The 21,874-nt window shown below is 69.7% G+C and carries 22 protein-coding genes and 1 riboswitch; of the genes, 5 read left to right on the top strand and 17 right to left on the bottom strand.

Annotated features, from left to right (window positions below; all coding sequences use genetic code 11):
• Positions 1-20: 20 nt before the first annotated feature.
• Entirely contained in the window at positions 21-491 is a 471-nt protein-coding gene (locus AB0C30_RS02635; protein WP_357938806.1) for a hypothetical protein, read from the top strand.
• A gap of 64 nt (positions 492-555) precedes the next feature.
• On the opposite strand, the gene AB0C30_RS02630 is transcribed toward AB0C30_RS02635, so the two are convergent.
• From AB0C30_RS02630 to AB0C30_RS02615, 4 genes are all read right to left on the bottom strand, one after another.
• Entirely contained in the window at positions 556-1,338 is a 783-nt protein-coding gene (locus tag AB0C30_RS02630) for a type III pantothenate kinase (RefSeq protein WP_357938804.1), read from the bottom strand.
• Between the two features lie 3 nt (positions 1,339-1,341).
• On the bottom strand, positions 1,342-3,864 hold the full coding sequence (locus AB0C30_RS02625) for an L-aspartate oxidase (RefSeq protein ID WP_357938802.1): 2,523 nt from the start codon (positions 3,862-3,864) through the stop codon (positions 1,342-1,344).
• 116 nt (positions 3,865-3,980) lie between these two features.
• Positions 3,981-4,817 (bottom strand): pantoate--beta-alanine ligase, encoded by an 837-nt coding sequence (gene panC, locus AB0C30_RS02620; RefSeq protein WP_357938800.1) that lies wholly within the window; start codon positions 4,815-4,817, stop codon positions 3,981-3,983.
• Positions 4,808-5,698 (bottom strand): DUF2520 domain-containing protein, encoded by an 891-nt coding sequence (locus AB0C30_RS02615; protein ID WP_357938799.1) that lies wholly within the window; start codon positions 5,696-5,698, stop codon positions 4,808-4,810. Before AB0C30_RS02615 ends, panC begins: the two co-directional genes overlap by 10 nt.
• Before the next feature lie 246 nt (positions 5,699-5,944).
• Between AB0C30_RS02615 and AB0C30_RS02610 the strand changes: the two genes are divergently transcribed.
• Positions 5,945-6,913, top strand: coding sequence for an SAM-dependent methyltransferase (locus tag AB0C30_RS02610; RefSeq protein ID WP_357938797.1), 969 nt, complete (start codon positions 5,945-5,947; stop codon positions 6,911-6,913).
• Positions 6,914-7,010: 97 nt separating this feature from the next.
• Here AB0C30_RS02610 and AB0C30_RS02605 read toward each other — a convergent pair whose 3' ends face one another.
• Together AB0C30_RS02605 and AB0C30_RS02600 are read right to left on the bottom strand one after the other, a co-directional pair.
• Positions 7,011-8,201: a cytochrome P450 gene (locus AB0C30_RS02605; protein ID WP_357938795.1), complete on the bottom strand. Its 1,191-nt coding sequence runs from the start codon at positions 8,199-8,201 to the stop codon at positions 7,011-7,013.
• A gap of 9 nt (positions 8,202-8,210) precedes the next feature.
• Entirely contained in the window at positions 8,211-8,936 is a 726-nt protein-coding gene (locus AB0C30_RS02600) for a TerC family protein (RefSeq protein WP_357938793.1), read from the bottom strand.
• 102 nt (positions 8,937-9,038) lie between these two features.
• Positions 9,039-9,154: riboswitch (SAM riboswitch) on the top strand.
• A 69-nt stretch (positions 9,155-9,223) separates the two neighbouring features.
• On the opposite strand from AB0C30_RS02600, the gene AB0C30_RS02595 reads away from it, so the two are divergent.
• On the top strand, positions 9,224-10,483 hold the full coding sequence (locus AB0C30_RS02595; protein WP_357939747.1) for an aminotransferase class V-fold PLP-dependent enzyme: 1,260 nt from the start codon (positions 9,224-9,226) through the stop codon (positions 10,481-10,483).
• Between the two features lie 82 nt (positions 10,484-10,565).
• Here AB0C30_RS02595 and AB0C30_RS02590 read toward each other — a convergent pair whose 3' ends face one another.
• Positions 10,566-11,201, bottom strand: a complete 636-nt coding sequence (locus AB0C30_RS02590) for a DoxX family protein (RefSeq protein ID WP_357938791.1) — start codon at positions 11,199-11,201, stop codon at positions 10,566-10,568.
• Positions 11,202-11,321: 120 nt separating this feature from the next.
• Here AB0C30_RS02590 and AB0C30_RS02585 point away from each other — a divergent pair, with 120 nt between their 5' ends.
• Together AB0C30_RS02585 and AB0C30_RS02580 are read left to right on the top strand one after the other, a co-directional pair.
• The gene (locus AB0C30_RS02585; protein WP_357938789.1) at positions 11,322-12,467 is read left to right on the top strand and encodes an NADH-quinone oxidoreductase subunit D; all 1,146 of its coding nucleotides are present in this window, start codon (positions 11,322-11,324) and stop codon (positions 12,465-12,467) included.
• Positions 12,464-13,570 carry an acyltransferase gene (locus AB0C30_RS02580; RefSeq protein ID WP_357938787.1) on the top strand — a complete coding sequence of 369 codons (1,107 nt, stop codon included), beginning with the start codon at positions 12,464-12,466 and terminating at the stop codon, positions 13,568-13,570. The genes AB0C30_RS02585 and AB0C30_RS02580 overlap by 4 nt, the downstream gene beginning before the upstream one ends.
• A gap of 54 nt (positions 13,571-13,624) precedes the next feature.
• On the opposite strand, the gene AB0C30_RS02575 is transcribed toward AB0C30_RS02580, so the two are convergent.
• The 10 genes from AB0C30_RS02575 to AB0C30_RS02530 all read right to left on the bottom strand — a co-directional run bounded on the left by AB0C30_RS02575 (position 13,625) and on the right by AB0C30_RS02530 (position 21,856).
• Positions 13,625-14,080, bottom strand: a complete 456-nt coding sequence (locus AB0C30_RS02575) for a DUF3180 domain-containing protein (RefSeq protein ID WP_357938786.1) — start codon at positions 14,078-14,080, stop codon at positions 13,625-13,627.
• Positions 14,077-14,580 (bottom strand): 2-amino-4-hydroxy-6-hydroxymethyldihydropteridine diphosphokinase, encoded by a 504-nt coding sequence (gene folK / locus AB0C30_RS02570; protein WP_357938784.1) that lies wholly within the window; start codon positions 14,578-14,580, stop codon positions 14,077-14,079. Before folK ends, AB0C30_RS02575 begins: the two co-directional genes overlap by 4 nt.
• Before the next feature lie 51 nt (positions 14,581-14,631).
• Positions 14,632-14,997 carry a dihydroneopterin aldolase gene (gene folB / locus AB0C30_RS02565; protein WP_357938782.1) on the bottom strand — a complete coding sequence of 122 codons (366 nt, stop codon included), beginning with the start codon at positions 14,995-14,997 and terminating at the stop codon, positions 14,632-14,634.
• The gene (locus AB0C30_RS02560) at positions 14,987-15,430 is read right to left on the bottom strand and encodes a nuclear transport factor 2 family protein (RefSeq protein WP_214641971.1); all 444 of its coding nucleotides are present in this window, start codon (positions 15,428-15,430) and stop codon (positions 14,987-14,989) included. Before AB0C30_RS02560 ends, folB begins: the two co-directional genes overlap by 11 nt.
• The gene (gene folP, locus AB0C30_RS02555) at positions 15,427-16,233 is read right to left on the bottom strand and encodes a dihydropteroate synthase (RefSeq protein ID WP_357939745.1); all 807 of its coding nucleotides are present in this window, start codon (positions 16,231-16,233) and stop codon (positions 15,427-15,429) included. The genes AB0C30_RS02560 and folP overlap by 4 nt, the downstream gene beginning before the upstream one ends.
• A gap of 187 nt (positions 16,234-16,420) precedes the next feature.
• Positions 16,421-16,999, bottom strand: a complete 579-nt coding sequence (gene folE, locus AB0C30_RS02550; protein WP_357938780.1) for a GTP cyclohydrolase I FolE — start codon at positions 16,997-16,999, stop codon at positions 16,421-16,423.
• Positions 16,996-18,993 carry an ATP-dependent zinc metalloprotease FtsH gene (ftsH, locus tag AB0C30_RS02545; RefSeq protein ID WP_357938778.1) on the bottom strand — a complete coding sequence of 666 codons (1,998 nt, stop codon included), beginning with the start codon at positions 18,991-18,993 and terminating at the stop codon, positions 16,996-16,998. Before ftsH ends, folE begins: the two co-directional genes overlap by 4 nt.
• Positions 18,994-19,218: 225 nt before the next feature.
• Positions 19,219-19,770, bottom strand: coding sequence for a hypoxanthine phosphoribosyltransferase (gene hpt, locus AB0C30_RS02540; protein WP_225293318.1), 552 nt, complete (start codon positions 19,768-19,770; stop codon positions 19,219-19,221).
• Positions 19,771-19,780: 10 nt separating this feature from the next.
• The gene (gene tilS, locus AB0C30_RS02535; RefSeq protein WP_357938776.1) at positions 19,781-20,773 is read right to left on the bottom strand and encodes a tRNA lysidine(34) synthetase TilS; all 993 of its coding nucleotides are present in this window, start codon (positions 20,771-20,773) and stop codon (positions 19,781-19,783) included.
• 6 nt (positions 20,774-20,779) lie between these two features.
• The gene (locus AB0C30_RS02530) at positions 20,780-21,856 is read right to left on the bottom strand and encodes a zinc-dependent metalloprotease (protein ID WP_357938774.1); all 1,077 of its coding nucleotides are present in this window, start codon (positions 21,854-21,856) and stop codon (positions 20,780-20,782) included.
• Between the last annotated feature and the right edge of the window lie 18 nt (positions 21,857-21,874).

Below are 21,874 nucleotides of genomic sequence, written 5' to 3'. Positions count from 1 at the left end.
GGGGAGCTCAAGGAGAGATCATGATGAAGAAGCTCGCGACCGGCCTCGCCGCCGTCGCCGCCACGAGCGCGCTGGCCTTAGCGCTGCCCTCGGCCGCCAGCGCCAGCACCGCGGACTCCGACTCCTGGGGCCCGGTTTACTCGCAGCACTACCAGGCCAAGGCCTCCGGCTGGGTCAGCGTGGATTGGAACGACGACGACCACGAGTCGAACACGATCACCGTCAAGGGCAAGCTCTGGGACCTGGACCACCGCAGCTACGACGAGGGCGGCAAGTGCGCGTACGTGAAGTTCCAGGCCAGCGACTTCGACGACAACTGGTCGACGGTCTACACCAAGAAGTACTGCGGCTACCCGGCCTTCAAGCGCTTCTCCTTCGACAGCGACGACGTCTCCAGCCTCCGCGTGAAGGTCTGCCAGATCGACCTCCACGGCTCCTACCCGCGCAACTGCGGCAGCTGGAGCGACCTGTACACCGGCGACTCCGAGTAACCGGCCAGGTAGCGACAGTCCACGAACGCAAGCGGCCCCCTCACCCGAGCGGGGGGCCGCTTGTTCATGTCGTGTTCCGGTTGTAGATCAGCCGCAGGCCGATGAGCGTCAGCCACGGCTCGTGCACGTCGATCGAGCGCGACTCGCCCACCACCAGCGCCGCGTGCCCGCCGGTGGCCACCACGGTCACCTCGTCGGGGTCGTCGGCCAGCTCGGCCGTCATCCGCTCCACGATGCCGTCGACCTGGCCCGCGAAGCCGTAGATGATGCCGGCCTGGAGCGCCTCGACGGTGTTCTTGGCGATGACCGAGCGCGGCCTGACCAGCTCCACCTTGTGCAGCTGGGCGCCCGCCGCCGCCAGGGCGTCGACGGAGATCTCGATGCCGGGCGCGGTGACCGCGCCGATGTACTCGCCCTTGGCCGACACCGCGTCGAACGAGGTCGCGGTGCCGAAGTCGACGATGACGCAGGGGCCGCCGTACTGGTCGATGGCCGCCAGCGCGTTGACGATCCGGTCGCTGCCGACCTCCTTGGGGTTGTCCATGCGGACGGGCACGCCGGTACGTATGCCCGGCTCCACGATCACCGCGGTCACGTCGCCGTAGTAGCGGCGGCACATCTCGCGCATCTCGTTGAGCACACTCGGCACGGTCGAGCAGATCGCGATGCCGCTGACATCGGCTCCCTTGAGCAATGGAGACTGGGCGAGCAGCCCTTGGAGCACGACCGCGATCTCGTCGGCGGTGCGGCGGGCGTCCGTGGCCAGCCGCCAGTGCTCGATGACTTCCTCGCCCTCGAACAGGCCGAGCACCGTGTGCGTGTTGCCGACGTCGATCGTTAGCAGCATCGATTACCCCCGTAGATCCAGTGCGATGTCGAGGGCCGGCGCCGAGTGCGTGAGCGCTCCCACCGCAAGGTAGTCAACGCCAGTTTCGGCCACAGCACGGGCCGATTCCAAGGTCAACCCTCCACTAGCCTCAAGCTTCGCCCGATTTCTCACGATGTGGACGGCTTGGGCGGTCTCCTCGACCGTGAAGTTGTCGAGAAGGATCTCCTCGGCGCCTTCTTCGAGCACCGGGCCGAGCTGGTCGATCCGGTCCACCTCCACCTCGATCGGCAGCTCCGGATAGCGCTCTCTCACCGCGCGGAACGCCTCGGCCACGCCGCCGGCGGCCACCACGTGGTTGTCCTTGATCAGCGCCGCGTCCGACAGGGACATCCGGTGGTTGACGCCGCCGCCGCAGCGCACCGCGTACTTCTCCAGCGCCCGCAGTCCGGGCAGCGTCTTGCGGCTGTCACGCACCCTCGCCCGGGTGCCGCTGACCGCCTCGACCCACCTGCCGGTCAGTGTCGCGATGCCGGACAGGTGCGTGAGCAGGTTGAGCGCGGTGCGCTCCGCCGTCAGCAGGCCCCTGACCGGGCCCTCCACGGTCATCAGTACGTCGCCCGCCCGGACGCGCTCGCCGTCCTTGGCCCGCCGCTCCGTACGGGCCGCGCCCAGCCGGACGAACACCGCCTCGGCTACGGCCAGCCCGGCGACGATGCCGTCCTTGCGGGCCACCACGTCGGCGACCGCGCGCTGCTCCGCCGGAATGGTGGCCAGGCTCGTCACGTCGCCCGCCTCCTGCAGGTCCTCGGCGAGCGCCCGGTCGATCAAGGCGTCGATCTCCGCCGGATCCAGCCCGGCGGCGGCGAGCTCCTGCGCCAGTCGCGGCGGCGTGGTGTCGCCGTGCGGCGTGTACGTCATCTGGGGCCCCTCCTCGGTCAGGGTCACGTCCAGGTGGCCCAGCCAGTCATTGTCGTCTCGGTCGGGGAAGTCCTCGCGCCAATGCGAGCCGCGGGTCTCCAGCCGGGCCCGGGCGGCGCCGACCAGCACGGTGGCGACGGTCAGCAGGTTCGTGGCCTCCCACGACTCCGTACACGGCTGGACCTGGACCGGGGTCCAGCGGGCGTCGCGGAGTGCCCGCGCCGTCTCCGCGAGCGACTCGCGGCTGCGCAGCACGCTCGCTCCCCCGCTCATGCGGGCCTGGACCTTGGTACGGATCCGCGGGTCGGCCAAGCCCGTGGCCGCCCGGCTCGCGACCACCTCGCCCGGCACCTCTTCCGGCTGCACCGACGCGTGGATGTCCGCGGCGATGCGTTCGGCGAAGACCAGGCCCTCCAGCAGCGAGTTGGACGCGAGCCTGTTCGCGCCGTGCACGCCCGTGCACGCGACCTCGCCGCACGCGTACAGGCCCTCGATGGAGGTACGGCCGTGCAGATCGGTCCTGACCCCGCCGCTGGCGTAGTGGGCGGCCGGGGCGACGGGGATGGGCTCGGTGGCCGGGTCGATGCCGTGCTCGCGGCAGACCGCGTAGATCGTGGGGAAGCGGGTCGTCCACCGGTCCGCGCCGAAGTGGCGGCCATCGAGGAAGACGTGGCTCTGCCCGCTCTCGCGCATCGTCCGCATGATGGCCTTGGCGACGACGTCGCGTGGCGCCAGGTCGGCCAGCTCGTGCACGCCGTTCATGAACGCGCGGCCCTCGTGGTCGACCAGGAAGGCGCCCTCACCCCTGACCGCCTCGGAGATCAGCGGCTGCTGCCCGGTCGACTCCTCGCCGAGCCACAGCACCGTGGGATGGAACTGGACGAACTCGATGTCACGCACCACGGCCCCCGCCCTGAGCGCGAGCGCGACGCCGTCGCCGGTGGAGACGACGGGGTTCGTGGTGGCCGCGTACACCTGCCCCATGCCGCCGGTGGCCAGCACGACCGCCCGCGCGTGCACCGCGCCCACGCCGTCGCGGGCGCCCTCGCCCATGACGTGCAGTGTCACGCCTCTGGCCCGGCCGCGCGCGTCCGTCAGCAGGTCGAGGACCAGCGCGTGCTCGATGACCTCCACCGCGCCCGCCCTGACCGCCTCGGCCAGCGCCCGCTGCACCTCGGCCCCGGTGGCGTCGCCGCCCGCGTGCACGATCCTGTCGCGCCGGTGGCCGCCTTCCCGGGTGAGCTGGAGCTCGCCGTCGGGGGTCCGGTCGAACCGGGCGCCGCGCTCCATCAGCCGCCGCAGCGCGCCCGGCCCCTCGGTCACCAGCGTCCGTACGGCCCGCACGTCGCACAGGCCCACTCCGGCGATCAGCGTGTCGCTCAGGTGCTCGTCGGGACTGTCGCGCGGGTCGAGCACCGCCGCGATCCCGCCCTGGGCCCACCGGGTCGACCCGGACGAGAGTACGTCCTTGGTGACGACGAGGACCTTGGCCGCGGGATCCAGCTCGGCATAGCGCAGGGCCACGGTCAGCCCCGCGATGCCGGAGCCCACGACGACCACGTCCGCCTCGGCGATCCAGCCGGGATCGGGGGCCGTCAGTCGGAGGGGAATCGCCGGTGCACTCATGGAGTCTCCTCATTGAGGCGATTTCGTCAACATGACGATAACCCACGGGCGAAGGTGGTGCCTCCGGGGGGTGGCTCAGTCCTCCAGGTACGCGTAGAGCTGTGGCGATGCCTCTGTCAGGCCGGATCGAGCGACAGGACGGCGTTGTCGATCAGCCGGGTGGTGCCGACCTTGGCGGCCACCGCCAGCACCGCCTCGCCCCGGTAAGACTCGCTCACCTCGGCGAACGTGGCCGGATCGACGAGCACCAGATAGTCGAGCGCGAGTTGGGGAGCCGCGCCCTCGAGCACGGCCAGCGCCGCCGCCCGGATCCTGGCCGGGACGGACTCCGCCGCGCCCGCCCGCAGGGCCCTGGAGAGCGTCAGGGCGACCTGCCGCTCGTCGGCGGACAGGTAGCGGTTGCGGCTCGACAGCGCCAGGCCGTCGGGCTCGCGGACGGTCGGCGCGCCGACGATGTCGATCGGCAGGTCGAGGTCGGCGACCATCCTGCGGATCATGGCGAGTTGCTGGGCGTCCTTCTGCCCGAAGACCGCCACGTCGGGCTGGACGAGGTTGAACAGCTTGAGCACCACCGTGAGCACACCGTCGAAGTGGCCGGGCCGGACGGCGCCCTCGACGATCGTGCCCATCTCGCCCGACTGGACGCTGACCTGGCGGCCGGCGGGGTACATGTCGTCGACCGACGGGGCGAAGACGACGTCCACGCCTTCGGCCCGGCACGCCTCCAGGTCCGCGTCGAACGTCCGCGGATAGCGGGAAAAATCCTCGTTTGGCGAAAATTGCAGAGGATTGACGAAGATGCTGACCACGACGTGGTCGGCGCGTACGCGGGCCTCGCGGATCAGGGAGCGGTGACCCTCATGCAGCGCACCCATGGTGGGCACCAGCGCGACGCTCCCCTCGCCGCGCGCTTTGACCAGGTCGGTACGGTTCTTGGCGACGATCAGGTCCATATGTTGCCTCCGAGCGCGTCGAGCAGGCGCTCGGCCTCTTCGGGCTTCAGCAGCCCCGCGGCGAGCGCGCGGTCCGCCGTGAGCCTAGCGAGGGCGATGTAGGCGTCGGCCGCCTCGGGTGCCGCCAGGATCAGCGCGTCGACATGCTTGCGTACGGTGCCCGCGTCGCCCCGCACCACGGGACCGGTCAGCCCGGCGATGCCGAGCCGCAGCACGTTGTCGAGCGCCGCGCCGAGCAGCGGGCCGAGCATGATGCCCGGATGCTCCACGCCGATGCCCCGCAGGAGCTCCTGCGACTCGGCGATGAGCGTGACCATGTGGTTGGCCGCCCCGGCCAGGGCCGCGTGGTAGAGGGCACGGTCGGAGTCGGCGATCCAGACCGGCTCGCCGCCCATCTCGATGACCAGCGCCTCGGCGATGGGCCTGAGCGTGTCGGGCGCCGTCACGCCGAACGAGATGCCGGTGATGCGGTTGAGGTCGTCGTCCCGCCCGGTGAACGTCATCACCGGGTGGAGCGCGAGCGGCAGCGCGCCCGCCCTGGCGGCCGGCTCCAGCACCGACAGCCCATACGCGCCGCTGGTGTGCACGAGCAGCTTGCCCTGGAGGTCCGCGCCGGTCGACGCGAGACCGTTGACCAGATCGGGCAGCGCGTCGTCGGGCACGGTGAGCAGGATCAGCCCAGCCGTCTTGACGACCTCCTCGGGCCGCGTCGGCCGTACGCCGAGTCGCTCCGCCGCCCACCGGTGCGAGGCGTCGGAGACCCCGCTGGCGGCGACCACGTGGTGCCCGGCCTGCGCCAGTGCGGCACCGAGCACCGAACCCACCTTGCCCGCGCCCAGCACGCCCACGGCCAGCCGCGCCGGCCGATCCCCTGCGTCCATGACGTCCACCCCTGTCGACCCTGATGGCACTGCCGCCCAGAGTAACGGCCGCTCGCGACTACGTACGTGACCAGGCTTTTGCCGCATGTTGAGTTACCCACAAAAGGGACAAGGGCATACAAAACCTGCACCCCCTGTCGGAAGAGATGAGGAGAGGGGTTCATCTCGTGGTGGCGGGCGCCGAGTTGACGACCCGACGCCCGCGTTGATCTACGGGGGGGCTTACTTCGTGAGATAGTCCAGGGCATGTGGCTCACGTGGCGCGCCGCGATGCAGTACGCGCTGTACGGCGAGGACGGTTTCTACCTCCGTGAGCGCCCTTCGGGCCACTTCCGTACGTCGGTCAGCGCCTCGGCCGCCTTCGCCGACGCGGTTCTGGCCCTGCTCACCCAGGTCGACGCCGACCTCGGCGCCCCGGAGAGCATCGACCTGGTCGACATCGGCGCCGGAGAGGGCGCCCTGGTGGCCCGCGTGCTCGACGCCGCCGAGCCCGGGCTGCGCGCCAGGCTCAACATCACCGCCGTCGACCTCTCGCCCAGACCCGACGACCTGCCCAAGAGCATCGACTGGCGCCCTCGGATCCCCTCCGTCATCACCGGGCTGGCGATCGCCAACGAGTGGCTGGACAACGTCCCGCTCGACGTGGCCGAGCAGACGGCCGACGGGCCGCGGCTGGTCCTGGTCGACACCGAGACGGGTGAGGAACGGCTGGGCGACCCGGTGCCCGACTCCGACCGCGCCTGGCTCGACCGGTGGTGGCCGTCGCTGGGCCGCATCGGCTCGCGCGGGGAGATCGGGTGCCCGCGCGACGCCGCGTGGGCGGCCGTGGTGACCCGGCTCAGGAGGGGTCGCGCGGTGGCCATTGATTATGCACACCCTGTGGATAACCGTCCGTGCCATGGCACACTCACCGGCTACCGAGATGGTGCGGTCGTCGCGCCCATCCCCGACGGCACCTGCGACATCACCGCTCACGTGGCGCTCGACGCGTGCGCGGAGGCCGGTCGGCGGGCCGGTGCGATATCCACAGGCTTGTCCACACAGCGCGATGCGCTAAGGGCTCTGGGGGTCACCGGCACGCGTCCGCCCATCGATCTCGCGCATGCCGATCCGACGGCTTATCTCCGAGCCCTGGCCCGCGCCTCGGAGGAGGGCGAGCTGATCGACCCGAGGGGTCTCGGCGGCTTCGGCTGGCTCGTCCAGGACCGCCGGTGACCCGTCGGCGAAGGACCTCAGCCACGACGGACCGGCTACTTCCGCTCCCCCGGAGGGGGTTCCTGCCTAGGGACCCCAGCCACGACGGACGGCCGCGCTAACCCGTCGTCAGGTCGAGGGACTTCAGGCCGCGGATGACGTAGCCCGGCTTCCATTCCGGCTCGCTGGCGAGTTCCAGCTTCGGCGCCCGCTCCAGCAGGGCGCCGAACGACTCGATCAGCTCGATGCGGGCCAGCGGCGCGCCCAGGCAGAAGTGGATCCCCGCCCCGAAGGAGATGTGCGGGTTGTCCGGCCGTCCCACGTCGAGCCGGTCAGGGTCGGCGAACACCGTCTCGTCGCGGTTGGCGGAGCCGAACAGCAGCGCGACCTCGGCCCCGCGCGGGATCTCGACCCCGTGCACCTCGATGTCCTCCAGGACCCACCGCTCGAACATCTGTAGCGGCGTGTCCCAGCGCATCAGCTCCTCGACGGCCGTGGGCAGCAGGCTCCGGTCCTCGCGCAGGCGTACCAGCTCGGCGGGGTTCCTGAACAGGGACCACCAGCCGTTGCCCGTCACGTTCACGGTCGCCTCGTGTCCGGCGTTGAGCAGCAGCACGCACGTACCGACCAGCTCGTCCTCGGTGAGCTCCTCGATCGCCGCGAGCGCACTGATCAGGTCGTCGCCCGGTCGTACGGCACGCTCGCGGGCCAGGTCCGCGAGGTAGGCGGCGAACTCCGCCGCCGCCTTGGCGGCCAGGTGCTGCGACTCCATGCTCGGGTTCAGCTCGTACATCCGGCAGATGTCGGCCGACCAGGGGCGCAGCAGGTGCCGGTCCGCCTCGGGTACGCCGAGCATCTCCGCGATGACGGTCACCGGCAGCGGCTCGGCCACCTCGGCGATCAGGTCGCCGCCGCCCTTCTCGACGAACGCCCCGACCAGCCCCTCGGCGATGGCCCTGACCCGGGGGCGCAGCGACTCGACCATGCGCGGGGTGAACGCCTTGGAGACCAGCCGGCGCAGCCTGGTGTGCACCGGCGGCTCGACGTCGAGCATGCCGGCCCTGGTCACCCGCCAGAACGGCTCTTGGAACGCCGGCTCCTCCGGCCTGCCGAACTCCTCGTGCGTGGCCACGTGGAGGTAGGAACGGCCCAGCCGGCGGTCTCTGAGCAGCGCGTTCACGTCCGCGTGCCGGGAGATCAGCCACTGCCCCGTCGGCTCGAAGTAGCTGACGGGGGCGTCACGCCTCAGCTCCGCGTACGCGCCGTAGGGGTAGGCAACAAAATCCGGATTCCAGGGATCGAAGCGCACTTTTTCATCTTATGAGGAGGCTTGCTTGGCATGCCTGCTCCGCATCCGGATGTTGAGCAGCTCCACGATCACCGAGAACGCCATCGCGAAGTAGATGTAGCCCTTGGAGATGTGCTGGCCGAGCCCCTCGGCGATGAGCACCACCCCGATCAGCACCAGGAACGCCAGAGCCAGCATCTTGATGCTCGGATGCTTGTCCACGAACCTGCTGATCGGCCCGGACGCGAACAGCATGACCAGCACCGCCACGATCACCGCGGCGATCATCACGCCGAGCTCGTCCACCATGCCCACGGCGGTGATCACCGAGTCGAGCGAGAACACCACGTCCAGCACCATGATCTGCACGATCACCGAGGCGAACGAGGTGACGGCCCGTCCCTTGCCGCCCTCCTCCTTCAGTTCCATGCTGTGCCCGATCTCGGTGACGCTCTTGGCCAGCAGGAACAGGCCGCCCAGCAGCAGGATCAGGTCGCGCCCCGATATCCCGTGGCCGAAGACCTCGAACAATGGCGTGGTCAGCCGGACCACCCACGACAGCGCCAGCAGCAGGAGCAGCCGGCTGATCAGCGCCGCGGCCAGGCCCATGACGCGGGCCCGGTCGCGCTGCTCCGGCGGCAGCTTCCCGGCCAGGATGGAGATGAAGATGATGTTGTCGATACCGAGAACGATCTCTAGTGCGACCAGGGTGAAAAACCCGATCCAGATCTGAGGGTCGGCCACCCAGTCCAGCATTAGGTACTCCTCACAGCAGGGGTTTCAGTTACCAACGAGGCAGGGGCCGCATAAGTTCGCGGTTGCGATTCATGGCCGGGTGTCGGTTATAGTGCGGATGTAGGTCATGAGTGCCAGCGCACAGCCCCGGCTTGCTGGCCGGCAACCCTCGCGTCCGCGGCGGGGTGCCCCGGGTGAAGACCTGGTCCGCCACGAGGTGTGGTGGGCAAGCGCGGGCTCGCTGGGTGTTCCGGGGGTCCGATGGCCCCAGGAGGTTCGCCGTGTCCACGTTGACGATCTTCAGCTCCCTGCCCGCTCAGGCCACCGACGCGCCGGCTGCCGAGCGCGCCCGTCCGATCCCCGCCGTACTGGGCGCCGATCTGGAAGTACCGGTCAAGGGCGGCAGGCTGGTGACGTACGCCAACCTCGACTACGCGGCGAGCGCCCCCTGTCTGGAGCCGGTCAGTGCCGCCGTCACCGCCGCGCTCCCGGCCTACTCCAGCGTGCACCGCGGCGCGGGCTACGCCTCCCAGCTCACCACCGCCCGCTACGAGCAGGCCCGCCACACGGTCAGGGCCTTCGTCGGCGCCCGGCCCGACGACGCCGTGATCTTCACCCGCAACACCACCGACGCGACGAACCTGCTGGCCCGCTGCCTGCCCGAGGGCACGACCGCGGTCGTGTTCGACACCGAGCACCACGCCTCCCTGCTGCCCTGGAAGCAGTCCGTACGCCTGGCGCCGCCCGCCTTCCCCGGCGAGGCCGTCCGCGCCGCCGACGAGGCGCTGGCCGGGATCGACGGCCCCAAGCTGCTCGTGGTCACCGCCGCCTCGAACGTCACCGGCGAGCTCTGGCCCATCGCCGCCCTGGCGCACATCGCGCACCGCCACGGAGCCCGCATCCTGGTGGACGCCGCCCAGCTGGTGCCGCACCGGCGGCTCAACCTGACCGCGCTCGACCTCGACTACGTCGCCTTCTCCGGGCACAAGCTCTACGCGCCCTTCGGGGCCGGGGTGCTGGTCGGCCGCCGTGACTGGCTCTCCTCCGGCGAGCCGTACCTCAAGGGCGGCGGCGCCGTACGCTCCGTCGACGAGGACATCGAGTGGCACGAGGACGCCGAACCGCGTCACGAGGCGGGCACCCCGAACGTCCTGGGCGCCATCGCCGTGGCCGCCGCCTGCGACGCGCTCAGCGCGACCGGCTGGACCGAGCTGGTGCGCGAGGAGGAGCGGCTCATCGCCCGGCTCCGGTCCGGCCTGGCCGCGATCGAGGGCGTGCGCGAGCTGTCGCTCTGGGGGCCGGACCAGCCGCGCGTGGGCATCGTCTCGTTCGTCGTGGACGGGCACTCGGCGCGCGAGGTGGCCGAGGTGCTGTCGGGCGAGTACGGCATCGGCGTGCGTGACGGCAAGTTCTGCGCGCACCCGTTCGTCCGGCACTTGCTCGGCACCGCGGACGGCGGCTGCGAGGACGACACGGCCTCCGCGGTCCGCGCCTCGATCGGCATCGGCACCACGGAGGAGCACGTGGACCGCCTCGTAGACGCCCTCCGCGACCTCGCCGCCCGCTGAGGTCACGGACGCGGCACGACAGCCGCCGCGTCGCCGCCCGCTGAGGTCGCGCGATGGCGAACCTTCGCGCGGCGGGTTGAGGTCAGGCGCTCGGTGAACGTCCGCGTGACGGCTCGTCGGCGACGACGTCATCGACGTTCCGCATGTCACCGCCCCGGGCGGTCGGTGGCACCGGCCTGGGGGCGGTGTCCGCCTCCGATGGGGCCTCCGGCCTGGGGGCGGTGTCCGCCTCCGATGGGGCCTCCGGCCTGATGGAGGTGGCCGGCGCGTGGCCGGCGAGATCCTGCTCGGCCGCGCGACGCTCGGCGCGCCGCCGGTAGCTGTTGTGCAGGATGCCGTCGATGCCGAGCCGGCCGCCGCCCACAGCCACGAGCAGCAGGCAGGCCACGGCCAGCGCGCCGGCGAGCTCCCAGCCGCCGTTCTGGATCAGGACGCCGTGGGCGCCGTGGACGAAGATGATCGCGCCCAGCATGTCGACCACCAGCCCGAGGGCCGCCAGCCGGACCAGCAGGCCGATGATGAGCAGGACCCCGCCGACGGTCTCGACGAGAATGGCGAACCCGGCCGAGAGCCACGGCAGCGGTATTCCCATCTGGTTGAAGGCGGCGGCCGTGACCGGTACCCCGATCTGCATCTTCTGCCACCCGTGGGTCACGAAGATCACGCCGATCGCCACCCGCGAGATCAGAGCGGCAAGATCGAAAAGAATTCTTTGCACGGTTTTCTCCCCCCGTTCTCGATGTTCCTCCCCGGTCCAGTGGGCGGAATGCGCCGATATAGGGTTCCTTGACCTCTTCCTGTGCTGGATCACCACGACTGCCGGTGGCAGCATTGCCATATGACGGAACGCGTGGTCGGGATCGGCGTCGGGGCGAAAGAGCTGGCCACCGAGGACATGATCCTCAACATCGGCCCACAGCACCCGTCGACGCACGGGGTGCTCAGGCTGCGGCTCACCCTCGACGGCGAGCGCATCGCCACGGCCGAGCCGATCATCGGTTATATGCACCGGGGCGCGGAGAAGCTGTTCGAGGTCCGCGACTACCGGCAGATCATCATGCTGGCCAACAGGCACGACTGGCTGGCCGGGTTCGCCAACGAACTGGGCGTGGTGCTGGCCGCCGAGCGCATGCTGGGCATGGAGGTGCCGGTACGGGCCGTGTGGGCGCGTACGCTGCTGGCCGAGCTCAACCGGGTGCTGAGCCACCTGATGTTCCTCGGCTCGTACCCGCTGGAGCTGGGCGCGATCACCCCCATCTTCTACGCCTTCAACGAGCGCGAGCGCATCCAGGCCGTGATGGAGGAGATCTCCGGCGGCCGGATGCACTACATGTTCAACCGGGTCGGCGGGCTGAAGGAGGACCTGCCGTACGGCTGGCTGGACCGGGTGTCGGAGACCGTCGCCGAGACCCGGCGCCGGGTGCCCGACATCGAGAATCTCATCCTCAACAACGAGATCTTCCTGGCCCGTACCAAGGGTGTCGGCGTCCTGACCCGCGAGCAGATCCTGCAGTACGGCGTGAGCGGCCCCATCGCCCGTGCCTCCGGTGTCGACCTCGACCTGCGGCGCGACCAGCCGTACCTGGCCTATCCCGAGCTGCCGGTGAAGGTGGTCACGCGCGGCGCGGGCGACTGCCACGCCCGCTTCGAGATCCTGCTCGACCAGCTCAGAGTCTCGCTGGACCTGGCCGACGCGTGCGTCGACCGGCTGCGCTCGCTGCCGCCGGGTCCCATCAACCAGCGACTGCCCAAGGTGCTCAAGGTGCCGGAGGGCCACACGTACGCCTGGACCGAGAACCCGCTCGGCATCAACGGCTACTACCTCGTGTCCAAGGGGGACAAGACTCCATGGCGGCTCAAGCTGCGCTCCGCGTCTTACAGCAACATCCAGGTGCTCCGGGAGATGCTGCCCGGGCATCTGGTGGCCGACATGGTGGCGATCCTCGGCTCGATGTTCTTCGTCGTGGGTGACATCGACAAGTGACCGACGTCGCGACTCCGCAGCGGGACAAATATGTCGACTGGCTGCGCGCTCTCAGTCTGATCGTGGTGGTGGTGTGGCACTGGGCGTTCACCATCCTGCAGTGGAAGCCCGAGGGCCCCGAACCGACCAGCCCGCTCGGCTTCACCTCGGGGCTGTGGATACTCACCTGGCTGCTTCAGGTGCTGCCGCTCTTCTTCTACGTCGGCGGCCACGTACACCTGCTGTCGTGGAGCCGCGCCCAGGCCCGCGGCATCGGCATCGGCCGGTTCGTCTGGCGGCGCATCCGCGCGCTGGCCGCCCCCGCGCTCGTGCTGTCGGGCGTGTGGCTCACCATCGGCGCGGTCGTGACCTGGGTGTTCCACGTCGAGTGGATGTGGCGAGTGGTGCTGCTCGTGCTCAGCCCGCTCTGGTTCCTCGGCGTCTACCTGGTGCTGATCGCGCTGCTGCCCGTGGCGTTGTGGGTGCACCGCCACTACGACGTGCTGGCTCTCATCTGGCTGGGCGGCGCCGCCCTGGTGATCGACGTGGTCCGCTTCCGGTACGGCGTCGAGTGGGTCGGCTGGCTGAACATGATCATCGTCTGGGGGCTGGCCCACCAGGCCGGCTTCTTCTACGACCGGATCGTCATCCTGCCCAGGCGCTATGACGTGGGGGTCCTGTGGACCGGGCTGTTCGCCCTGTTCGGCCTGGTCTACTCGGGTATCTACCCGGGCTCGATGGTCGGGGTGCCGGGTGACAAGTGGTCGAACATGGCGCCGCCCACCTTCGTCATCGTGGCGCTGCTGCTTTTCCAGATCGGCCTGGTGGAGGTGTTGCGGCCGTCGATGGAGCGCGTCCTGGAGAAGCCCGGGTGGCGCCGGGTCAACGGCACCATCAACCGCTACGCCCTGCCGCTGTTCCTCTTCCACACCACAGGGATGGCGATCGCGCTGGGTCTGCTGTGGTGGTTCTTCGGCACGCTCGGCGGCGAGGTGCCACCGGACCTCAGATGGTGGCTGGAACGCCCGCTCGCCATCCTGGGCCCGCTGATCTGCACCCTCCCGGTCATCTACCTCTTCGGCCGCAAGCGGGCTCCTGCCGAACAAGTGCCGGACAAGAGTTGACCATGGCCGCTAGCTTGAGCCCATGACGTCCGACGTCGAGCACACTGTCACGCTCTACCTGGGCCGCTGATCCTCCGGGTCCTTCGGGATGCGGCAAGCGTGTTCCAGGAAGAGGGCGGCGCAGATCAGCACCACGAACGCCAGCAGCGAGCCCACCGCGATGAAGAACTCGAACCGCGGCGTCTCCCTGGTGAACAGCTGGACCGTGTGCAGGACGAACCCACCGAAGACACCCGCGAACACCGCACCCACATAGGCCGACGCCTTGCCCAAGGCCGCCAGCCGGGCCACCGCCAGCGGCTCGACCGGCTTGGTGTCAGGTTTGCGGTCGATCCGGGCCTTCGTCACCCATCCGCTGTAGGCCTCTCCGAGGGCCAGCAGTAGGACGGTGGGGATGGCGGTCCACGGCACGATGGGCAGGTCGGCGTAGAACTCCCTGACCACCATCCAGGCGACCAGCGCCACGACGACGATGATGCCGACCAGCAGGCCGGGGCGAGTGGGCCTCAATCCGGGCTCTGCAGCTTGAGGTCAGCACGCAGCCGTACGCCGCTCTGGTCGAGGTCCGTGAGCAGGTCGGCGACCTGGCCCTGGCCGGGCAGCACGCCGTCGGGGTCCACATCCGCCCACGGGACGAGGACGAAGGCCCGCTCGTGCGCGAGCGGGTGCGGCAGCGTCAGGTCGGGGTCGTCGGAGACCGTGTCACCCACGACGATCAGGTCGATGTCGAGCGTGCGCGGGCCCCAGCGTTCCTTGCGCTCCCGCCCGAAGGCATTCTCGACGCCCTGCGCCCGCTCCAGCAGCGCCTGCGGTTGGAGCGAGGTCTCGGCGATGACGATCGCGTTGAGGTAGGGGCGCTGCCCGGCGGGACCGCCGACCGGGTCGGTCTCATAGACGGGCGAGCTCGCGACGAACTCCAGCCCCGGTGCGTCGAAAAGGGTGTCGATGGCGTCCTGCAAGGTCTGGAAGCGCCGTCCGAGATTGCTACCGAGAGACAGTACGACGTTCACGTGCTACTCCTCTCGCTCACCTACTGCTCACCACGTTCTGCTCACCAAAGTTCATTCGCGACTCCGATGGATGGTGACGACCACGTCGTCGAACGGCAGCGGGATCGGTGCCGCGGGCTTGTGCACACTCACCTCGACCGACTCCACCAGGCCGGCGGCCAGGCACACGTCGGCGAGGCGCTGCGCGAGCGTCTCGATCAGCTCGACCGGCTCGCCTTCCACCACGGCGACCAGCGCCTGGGCGAGCTCACCATAGTGGACCGTCTTGCCGAGGTCGTCGGAGGCGGCGGCGGGGGCGGTGTCGAGGAACAGCGTCGCGTCGACCACGAACTCCTGCCCGAGCTCACGCTCGGCCGCCAGCACGCCGTGCCGGCCCCGGGCCCGCAGGCCCTTCAGCGCGATGCGATCAGACCTCAAGCTCGCCTTCCTCCTCGTCGTCGTCACCCTGGAGCACCGGCGAACCGTGATGCATCCACAGCCGCCAGCCCTGCGCCGTGCGCACGTAGACGTTACTGGCCACCACCTTGCCGGCGGCGAAGCTGGACTCGCCCTCCTCGCCGGCGGTGAGGATGTTCTCGACGCAGGTGAGCACGGCCACATCGCCCAGCACGGTGGTGTTGACGTCGGTCAGCACGAACTGGATGTAGGTGGTGTTGGCCATGATGAGCGCCCAGGAGCGCAGCACCTCGGACCGCCCCGAGAGCAGGGTCCAGCCCGGATGTACGCAGCTGACCTGCTCGTCGGCGGAGTCCTCGGCCCAGATCTCGGTCATCTTGTCGAGGTTGGCGTCCTCGATCGCGAGATAGAAGTCCTGGTTGACCGTCTCGATCGCGGCGGTGTCGACACTCATGTGTTGGCTCCGGGTCTCTTCCATGCGGCGGCCACGCGCACGGCATCGGCATTGGGACCTACTTCGTGCACTCGTACGCACCAGGCACCGGCGTGCGCGGCCAGCGCCGTCACGGCCACCGTGGCGTCGTCACTGCCGCTGAACGGGCGCGGCGTGCCGTCGGCGTCGGCGAGCAGCCGCCCCAGGAACCGCTTGCGCGAGGCCCCGATCAGCAGCGGATAGCCGAGCTCGGCCAGCTCCCCCATCCCGGCGAGCAACTCCCAGTTGTGCGCGGGGTTCTTGGCGAAGCCCAACCCGGGGTCGAGCACGATCTGCTCCTCGGACACGCCCTCGGCCAGCACCAGGTCGACCCGCTTGGCGAGCTCCTCGCGCACCTCGGTCACGACGTCGTCGTAGACGGCCCGGCGGTCCATGTCATGGCTGTGGCCGCGCCAGTGCATGACCACATAGTCGACGCCGGTGGCGGCCACCACGCGCGGCATCTCGGGATCGGCCAGGCCGCCGCTCACGTCGTTGACCAGCCTCGCCCCCGCCTCCACCGCCGCCTTGGCGACCTCGGCCCGCATGGTGTCGACGCTGACCGCCACTCCCTCGGCGCTGAGCGCCCTGATCACTGGCACGACGCGGGCCAGCTCCTCGTCGAGCGGCACTCTGGCGGCGCCGGGGCGGGTGGACTCGCCACCCACGTCGACGATGTCGGCCCCCTCACCGACCAGCTCCAGTCCGTGCCGGATAGCGGCCGCCTCGTCGAACCACAGGCCCCCGTCGGAGAACGAGTCCGGCGTGACGTTGACCACGCCCATGACGAGGCACCGCGCCTCTGCTCCGACAACCATGCCCCAAGCCTAGGCGGTCGTGGTTGATGGGGTCTGTGGAGGGTGCCCACACACAAATAACAATCCGATCAGTGCCATAGGCCCGCTGACTGGTGCTTATCAGGGCAGCTGCCTATCGGTGCAGGGTCAGCGCCCCAGGCTGACCGGCTGGCGCTTATCGGTGCAGGATCAGCGCCATCGCCTCGGCGCGGGTCTTGTCGCTCGTACGGAAATCGCCGCGCACCGCCGAGGTCACCGTCTTCGCGCCCGGCTTGCGGACCCCGCGCATGGTCATGCAGAGGTGCTCACACTCCACCACCACGATCACCCCGCGCGGCTCCAGCACGCGCATCAGCGCGTCGGCGATCTGCGAGGTCATCCGCTCCTGCACCTGCGGGCGGCGGGCGAAGACGTCCACCAGGCGGGCCAGCTTGGACAGCCCGGTCACCTGGCCGCGCTCGTTGGGGATGTAGCCCACGTGGGCCACCCCGTGGAAGGGCACCAGGTGGTGCTCGCAGGTGGAGTAGACCTCGATGTCCCTGACGAGCACCATCTCGTCGTGGTCGACGTCGAAGACCTTGTTGAGCACGCCCTCCGGCGTCTGTCCGAGGCCGGAGAACTGCTCGGCGTAGGCCCGGGCCACCCGAGAGGGCGTGTCGAGCAGGCCGTCACGGTCGGGATCCTCGCCGATGGCGTAAAGGATCTCGCGGACGGCCTTCTCGATCCGGCCCAGGTCTACGTCTTGCGAACTCACGCACTGTCTCCAGAGGGCAGCGCGTCCTGGTGACTGGCGGCGGCGAGCGAGCCGTTGGCCGACTGCTCCTTCGGGGTCAGGATCGGCGGGCGGTCCGAGGGGAGCCGCTTGCCGTAGCCCGCGTAGGACGGGCGGTGCTCCTTGACCACGACCGGGGCGAAGACCTCCAGCACCTGGTCGCGGGAGAGCGTCTCCTTCTCCATGAGCTGCAGCACCAGGTTGTCGAGCACGTCGCGGTATTCGACCAGGATGTCCCACGCCTGGTCGTGCGCCGTCTCGATCATCCGGCGGACTTCCTCGTCGATCGTCGAAGCGATCTTCTCGGAGTAGTCGCGCTCGTGACCCATCTCGCGGCCCAGGAAGACCTCGGCCTGGCCGGAGCCGAACTTACGGGCGCCGAGCTGCTCGCTCATGCCGTATTCGGTCACCATGCGGCGGGCGACCGCCGTGGCCTTCTCGATGTCGTTGGAGGCGCCGGTGGTGGGCTCGTGGAAGACGAGCTCCTCCGCCGCACGACCGCCGATGAGCATCGCGAGCTGGTCCATCATCTCGGACCTGGTGGCCAGGAACTTGTCCTCCATCGGCAGCGTCATGGTGTAACCCAGGGCGCGGCCACGGGACAGGATCGTGATCTTGTGGACCGGGTCGGAGTTGGGCAGCGCGTGCGCCACCAACGCGTGACCGCCCTCGTGGTAGGCGATCATCTTCTTTTCCTTGTCGGACATGACCCGCGACTTGCGCTCGGGTCCTGCCATGACGCGGTCGATCGACTCCTCGAGGATGTCCATCGAGATCAGCTTCTTGTCGGCGCGCGCGGTGAGCAGCGCCGCCTCGTTGATCACGTTGGCCAGGTCGGCACCGGTGAACCCGGGCGTGCGACGGGCGATGACGTCGAGGTCGACCGCCGGCTCGAACGGCTTGCCGCGACCGTGGACCCTGAGGATGCCCTTGCGGCCCTCCAGGTCGGGGCGGTCGACGGTGACCTGCCGGTCGAATCGGCCCGGACGCAGCAGCGCCGGGTCGAGGATGTCGGGCCGGTTGGTCGCGGCGATGAGGATCACGCCGCCCTTGACGTCGAAGCCGTCCATCTCGACGAGCAGCTGGTTGAGCGTCTGCTCGCGCTCGTCGTGACCGCCGCCCAGGCCCGCGCCGCGGTGCCGGCCGACGGCGTCGATCTCGTCGATGAAGATGATCGCCGGCGCGTTGGCCTTGGCCTGCTCGAACAGGTCGCGGACCCGCGAGGCGCCGACGCCGACGAACATCTCGACGAAGTCGGAGCCGGAGATCGAGTAGAACGGCACGCCGGCCTCACCCGCGACCGCGCGGGCGAGCAGCGTCTTGCCGGTGCCGGGCGGGCCGTACAGCAGCACGCCCTTGGGGATCTTCGCCCCGATCGCCTGGAACTTGGCCGGGGCCTGCAGGAACTCCTTGATCTCCTGGAGCTCCTCGATGGCCTCGTCGGCGCCCGCGACGTCGGAGAAGGTGGTCTTGGGGGTGTCCTTGGTGATCAGCTTCGCCTTGGACTTGCCGAAGCTCATGACCCGTGAGCCGCCGCCCTGCATCTGGTTCATGATGAACAGGAAGATGAGGACGATGAAGACGATCGGCAGGAAGCTCACCAGGATGCTGACCAGGAAGTTCTCCTGGGGCACCTCGGTGGTGAAGCTCTTGGTCGTGCCCGCCTGAACCTGCGCCTGCAGCTCTTCGGTCAGCTTCGGCCCGTAGCCGGCGACCCAGTCAGACTGGATCATGTTGGTCGCCGTGTCACCCGGCCTGACCGTGATCGGCTTGATCAGCGTCAGCTCGATGCGCTGATCCTTGTCGACAATCTTGGCGTTGCTTACATTGCCGGTGCGAATCTGCTGGAGGACTGTGGACGTGTCGGCCTGCTTGAAATTGCCGCCGCCGCTCCAGAGCTGGGTGACGAGCAGGAGCAGCACGACGATGCCCAGGATCCACAGCAGTGGCCCACGTGTAAATCGCTTGAGATCCATCCGATGCGGAACCCCTTGCGGGCCCGTCCCTTCCTGACCATGGCCTGGAACCCCGGGAATTCCCGGGGCCGCGGCATCCGACGCCGCGACTTCTGACTACCCGAAGGGGACGCTTGGTCACCCTCCCGGAGTCAGAAGGTACACCGGGGAAGCGCGCGGAGGGACCGCCCGCTACACCGGTCTTGCCCTACCAACGTACGTCAGGTGGCGCGGTGTTCCCGGCGGCTACTTGTAAACATGGGGAGCCAAGGTGCCGATGAAGGGGAGATTGCGGTAACGCTCCGCGTAGTCGAGGCCATAACCAATGACGAACTCGTTGGGGATGTCGAAGCCGACGTACTTGACGTCGATCGGCACCTTTACCGCGTCGGGCTTGCGCAAAGCGGCGCAGATCTCCAGCGAGGCCGGGTTGCGCGACTTGAGGTTTTCCAGCAGCCAGTGAAGGGTCAGCCCCGAGTCGATGATGTCCTCGACGATCAGCACGTGGCGGCCCATGATGTCGGTGTCGAGGTCCTTCAGCACCCGCACGACTCCGGACGATTTGGTGCCCGCGCCGTAGGACGACACGGCCATCCAGTCCATCTGGACGGGCACGTGCAACGCCCTGGCCAGGTCGGCCATCACCATGACCGCGCCCTTCAACACGCCCACGAGCAGGAGCTCCGTGCCCGCGTAGTCGGCGTCGATCCGCCCGGCAAGCTCTTTCACCTTGGCCTGGAGCTCGTCCTGAGGAATCAGGACTTTCTCGAGGTCCTTGCCCATATCGGCAGCGTCCACCTGTGGTTCCTTACGGGATGGGACTGATGGCGAGTATCAGGGTGTCATACCGCCGCACAGCGGCCAGACCCCCGGGTAGATCCACGGCCTTCTGCCCGCGCCACGCCGTGATGAGCCGGTCGACGGCACGCACGTGGGTCGCGGAGAGGGCTCCGGACGGCGTTCCCGCCGCGATGGCCGCCCGCCGCAGGACCCGCCGCCTGACGGCGCCTGGGAGGCGTTCCAGTTCGGGTACGGACAGCGTCACCGAACCGGTGATATCGCTTAGAGCGCAATTCTGGTACGCCGTGTCGGCCCATTCGTCAAGGGCGTCGGCGTCGTCCCGAGCGAGATCGGCGGTCCTGGCGAGCGCCTCGGCCACGCCGGGCCCCAGCTCCGACTCCAGCAGCGGTAGCACCCTGGTCCTTACCCGTACACGGGTGTAGCGGGGGTCCTCGTTGTGCGGATCGTCCCAAGGGCTGAGGCCGAGCGCCGCGCACGCGGCGACGGTGGTGGCACGGGAGAGGGACAGCAGCGGCCTGCGGTAGCGGCCGGTCACCGGGGCCATGCCGGACAGTGATCTGAGCCCGCTCCCCCTGGCCAGGCCGAGCAGCACGGTCTCGGCCTGATCATCCCTGGTGTGGCCGAGCAGCACGGTCGCGGCCTGGAGCCGGTCGGCCGCCTCGGCGAGCGCGGCGTAGCGGGCGTCTCTGGCCGCCGCCTCCGGGCCGCCGGACGTGCCGACGTCGACGGTGAGGATCTCGGCCTGGTCGAGGCCCAGGGCCGGGGCCAGCGCGGCCACCGTCTCGGCGCGGGCGGCGGAACCCTCCTGGAGTTGGTGGTCTACCGTCAGCAGCCCGGCCTTCAGGCCCGCGCGCGGCGCGACGAAGCCGAGCGCGGCGGCGAGTGCGAGGGAGTCGGCTCCCCCGCTGCACGCCGCCAGCACGAGCGCGCCGTCACCGACGTCGGCCAGCGCCTCACGGACGGCCCTTCGGACGTCCGCGACGGCCGGGTGCGGGCCCATGACGAGTCAGGCGGGCAGGGCGTTGCTGCCGATGACGCGGCGTACCCAGGCGCTGGGGTCGGTGATCTCGGGTGTCGTCGGCAGGGTCTCGGGCGAGGTCCAGACGCGGTTGAAGCCGTCCATGCCGACCTGGTCCACCACCGCGCGGACGAAGGCCGAGCCCTCGGCGTACTGCTTCATCTTGACCTCGATGCCCAGCAGCCGCCGGACCGTACGGTCGAGGCGAGAGCCGCCCTCGCGGCGATGGGCGAACTTGGCGCGGATGTCGGCCACCGACGGCACCACCGAAGGACCGACGGCGTCCATGACGTAGTCGCCGTGCCCTTCGACCAGCGTCATCACGGCCGTGAGCCGGTCGAGGATCTCCTTCTGGCCGGGCGACTGGATGGCGTCGATGAGGTTGCCCTCGCCGCCGCGCACCACGTCGGCCACCGTGTCGGCGGCGCTGCGCAGCCGCTCCAGCAGCGTGCCCAGGTCGAGGTCGGAGGCCAGCAGGAACTCGGTCATCTGCGAGCGGATGTATTCGCGCAGCCACGGCACCCCGGTGAACTGCACGCGGTGCGTCTCCTCATGCAGGCACACCCAGAGGCGGAAGTCGTGCGGGTCGACGTTCATCTCGCGCTCGGCGTGCACGATGTTGGGCGCGACCAGGGTCAGACGCCCGGCCGGCTCGCGGCCCGTCGGGTCCGGCGGCAGGAACAGCTCATACTGGCCGAGCACCCGCGAGGCGAGGAAGGCGAGCACCGCGCCCACCTCGACGCCGGTGATGCGGGAGCCCACGGCCGTGACGATCGCCGGCGGCGGGTTGGCTCCGGCGCCGACCCGCTCGGTGAGCGGTTCGAGCACCACACGGAAGCCCTCGACGTTGGCCTTGATCCAGCCGGGACGGTCGACGATGGTCGCCGCCTGCGGCGCGGTCTCAGTGTGAATCTTGGTGAACTCGCGTACGTGCCCCTCGGCCTCACGCGACAGCGCACGGAGCTCGGTGACGGCCTGCCTGGCCTCCTCCCGGCTCACCTGAGGACCGGGGCGCACCAGGCGCGTGCCGGTCGTGACGGCCAGATCCCAGTCGATCACCTGCATACCGTCCACCGTACGTGG

The sequence above is a fragment of the Nonomuraea sp. NPDC048901 genome, assembly GCF_040649695.1.
In the GTDB taxonomy this organism is placed as follows: Bacteria; Actinomycetota; Actinomycetes; order Streptosporangiales; family Streptosporangiaceae; genus Nonomuraea.
Note: the sequence above shows the minus strand (reverse complement) of the source record. Positions and strands in the feature narration are given on the sequence as shown.

Coding starts and splice junctions, on each gene's coding strand:
- AB0C30_RS02635 (WP_357938806.1), top strand. CDS start 21: ATGATGAAGAAGCTCGCGACCGGCCTCGCCGCCGTCGCCGCCACGAGC.
- AB0C30_RS02630 (WP_357938804.1), bottom strand. CDS start 1,338: ATGCTGCTAACGATCGACGTCGGCAACACGCACACGGTGCTCGGCCTG.
- AB0C30_RS02625 (WP_357938802.1), bottom strand. CDS start 3,864: ATGAGTGCACCGGCGATTCCCCTCCGACTGACGGCCCCCGATCCCGGC.
- panC (WP_357938800.1), bottom strand. CDS start 4,817: ATGGACCTGATCGTCGCCAAGAACCGTACCGACCTGGTCAAAGCGCGC.
- AB0C30_RS02615 (WP_357938799.1), bottom strand. CDS start 5,698: ATGGACGCAGGGGATCGGCCGGCGCGGCTGGCCGTGGGCGTGCTGGGC.
- AB0C30_RS02610 (WP_357938797.1), top strand. CDS start 5,945: ATGTGGCTCACGTGGCGCGCCGCGATGCAGTACGCGCTGTACGGCGAG.
- AB0C30_RS02600 (WP_357938793.1), bottom strand. CDS start 8,936: ATGCTGGACTGGGTGGCCGACCCTCAGATCTGGATCGGGTTTTTCACC.
- AB0C30_RS02585 (WP_357938789.1), top strand. CDS start 11,322: ATGACGGAACGCGTGGTCGGGATCGGCGTCGGGGCGAAAGAGCTGGCC.
- AB0C30_RS02560 (WP_214641971.1), bottom strand. CDS start 15,430: ATGAGTGTCGACACCGCCGCGATCGAGACGGTCAACCAGGACTTCTAT.
- folP (WP_357939745.1), bottom strand. CDS start 16,233: ATGGGCGTGGTCAACGTCACGCCGGACTCGTTCTCCGACGGGGGCCTG.
- ftsH (WP_357938778.1), bottom strand. CDS start 18,993: ATGGATCTCAAGCGATTTACACGTGGGCCACTGCTGTGGATCCTGGGC.
- tilS (WP_357938776.1), bottom strand. CDS start 20,773: ATGGGCCCGCACCCGGCCGTCGCGGACGTCCGAAGGGCCGTCCGTGAG.
- AB0C30_RS02530 (WP_357938774.1), bottom strand. CDS start 21,856: ATGCAGGTGATCGACTGGGATCTGGCCGTCACGACCGGCACGCGCCTG.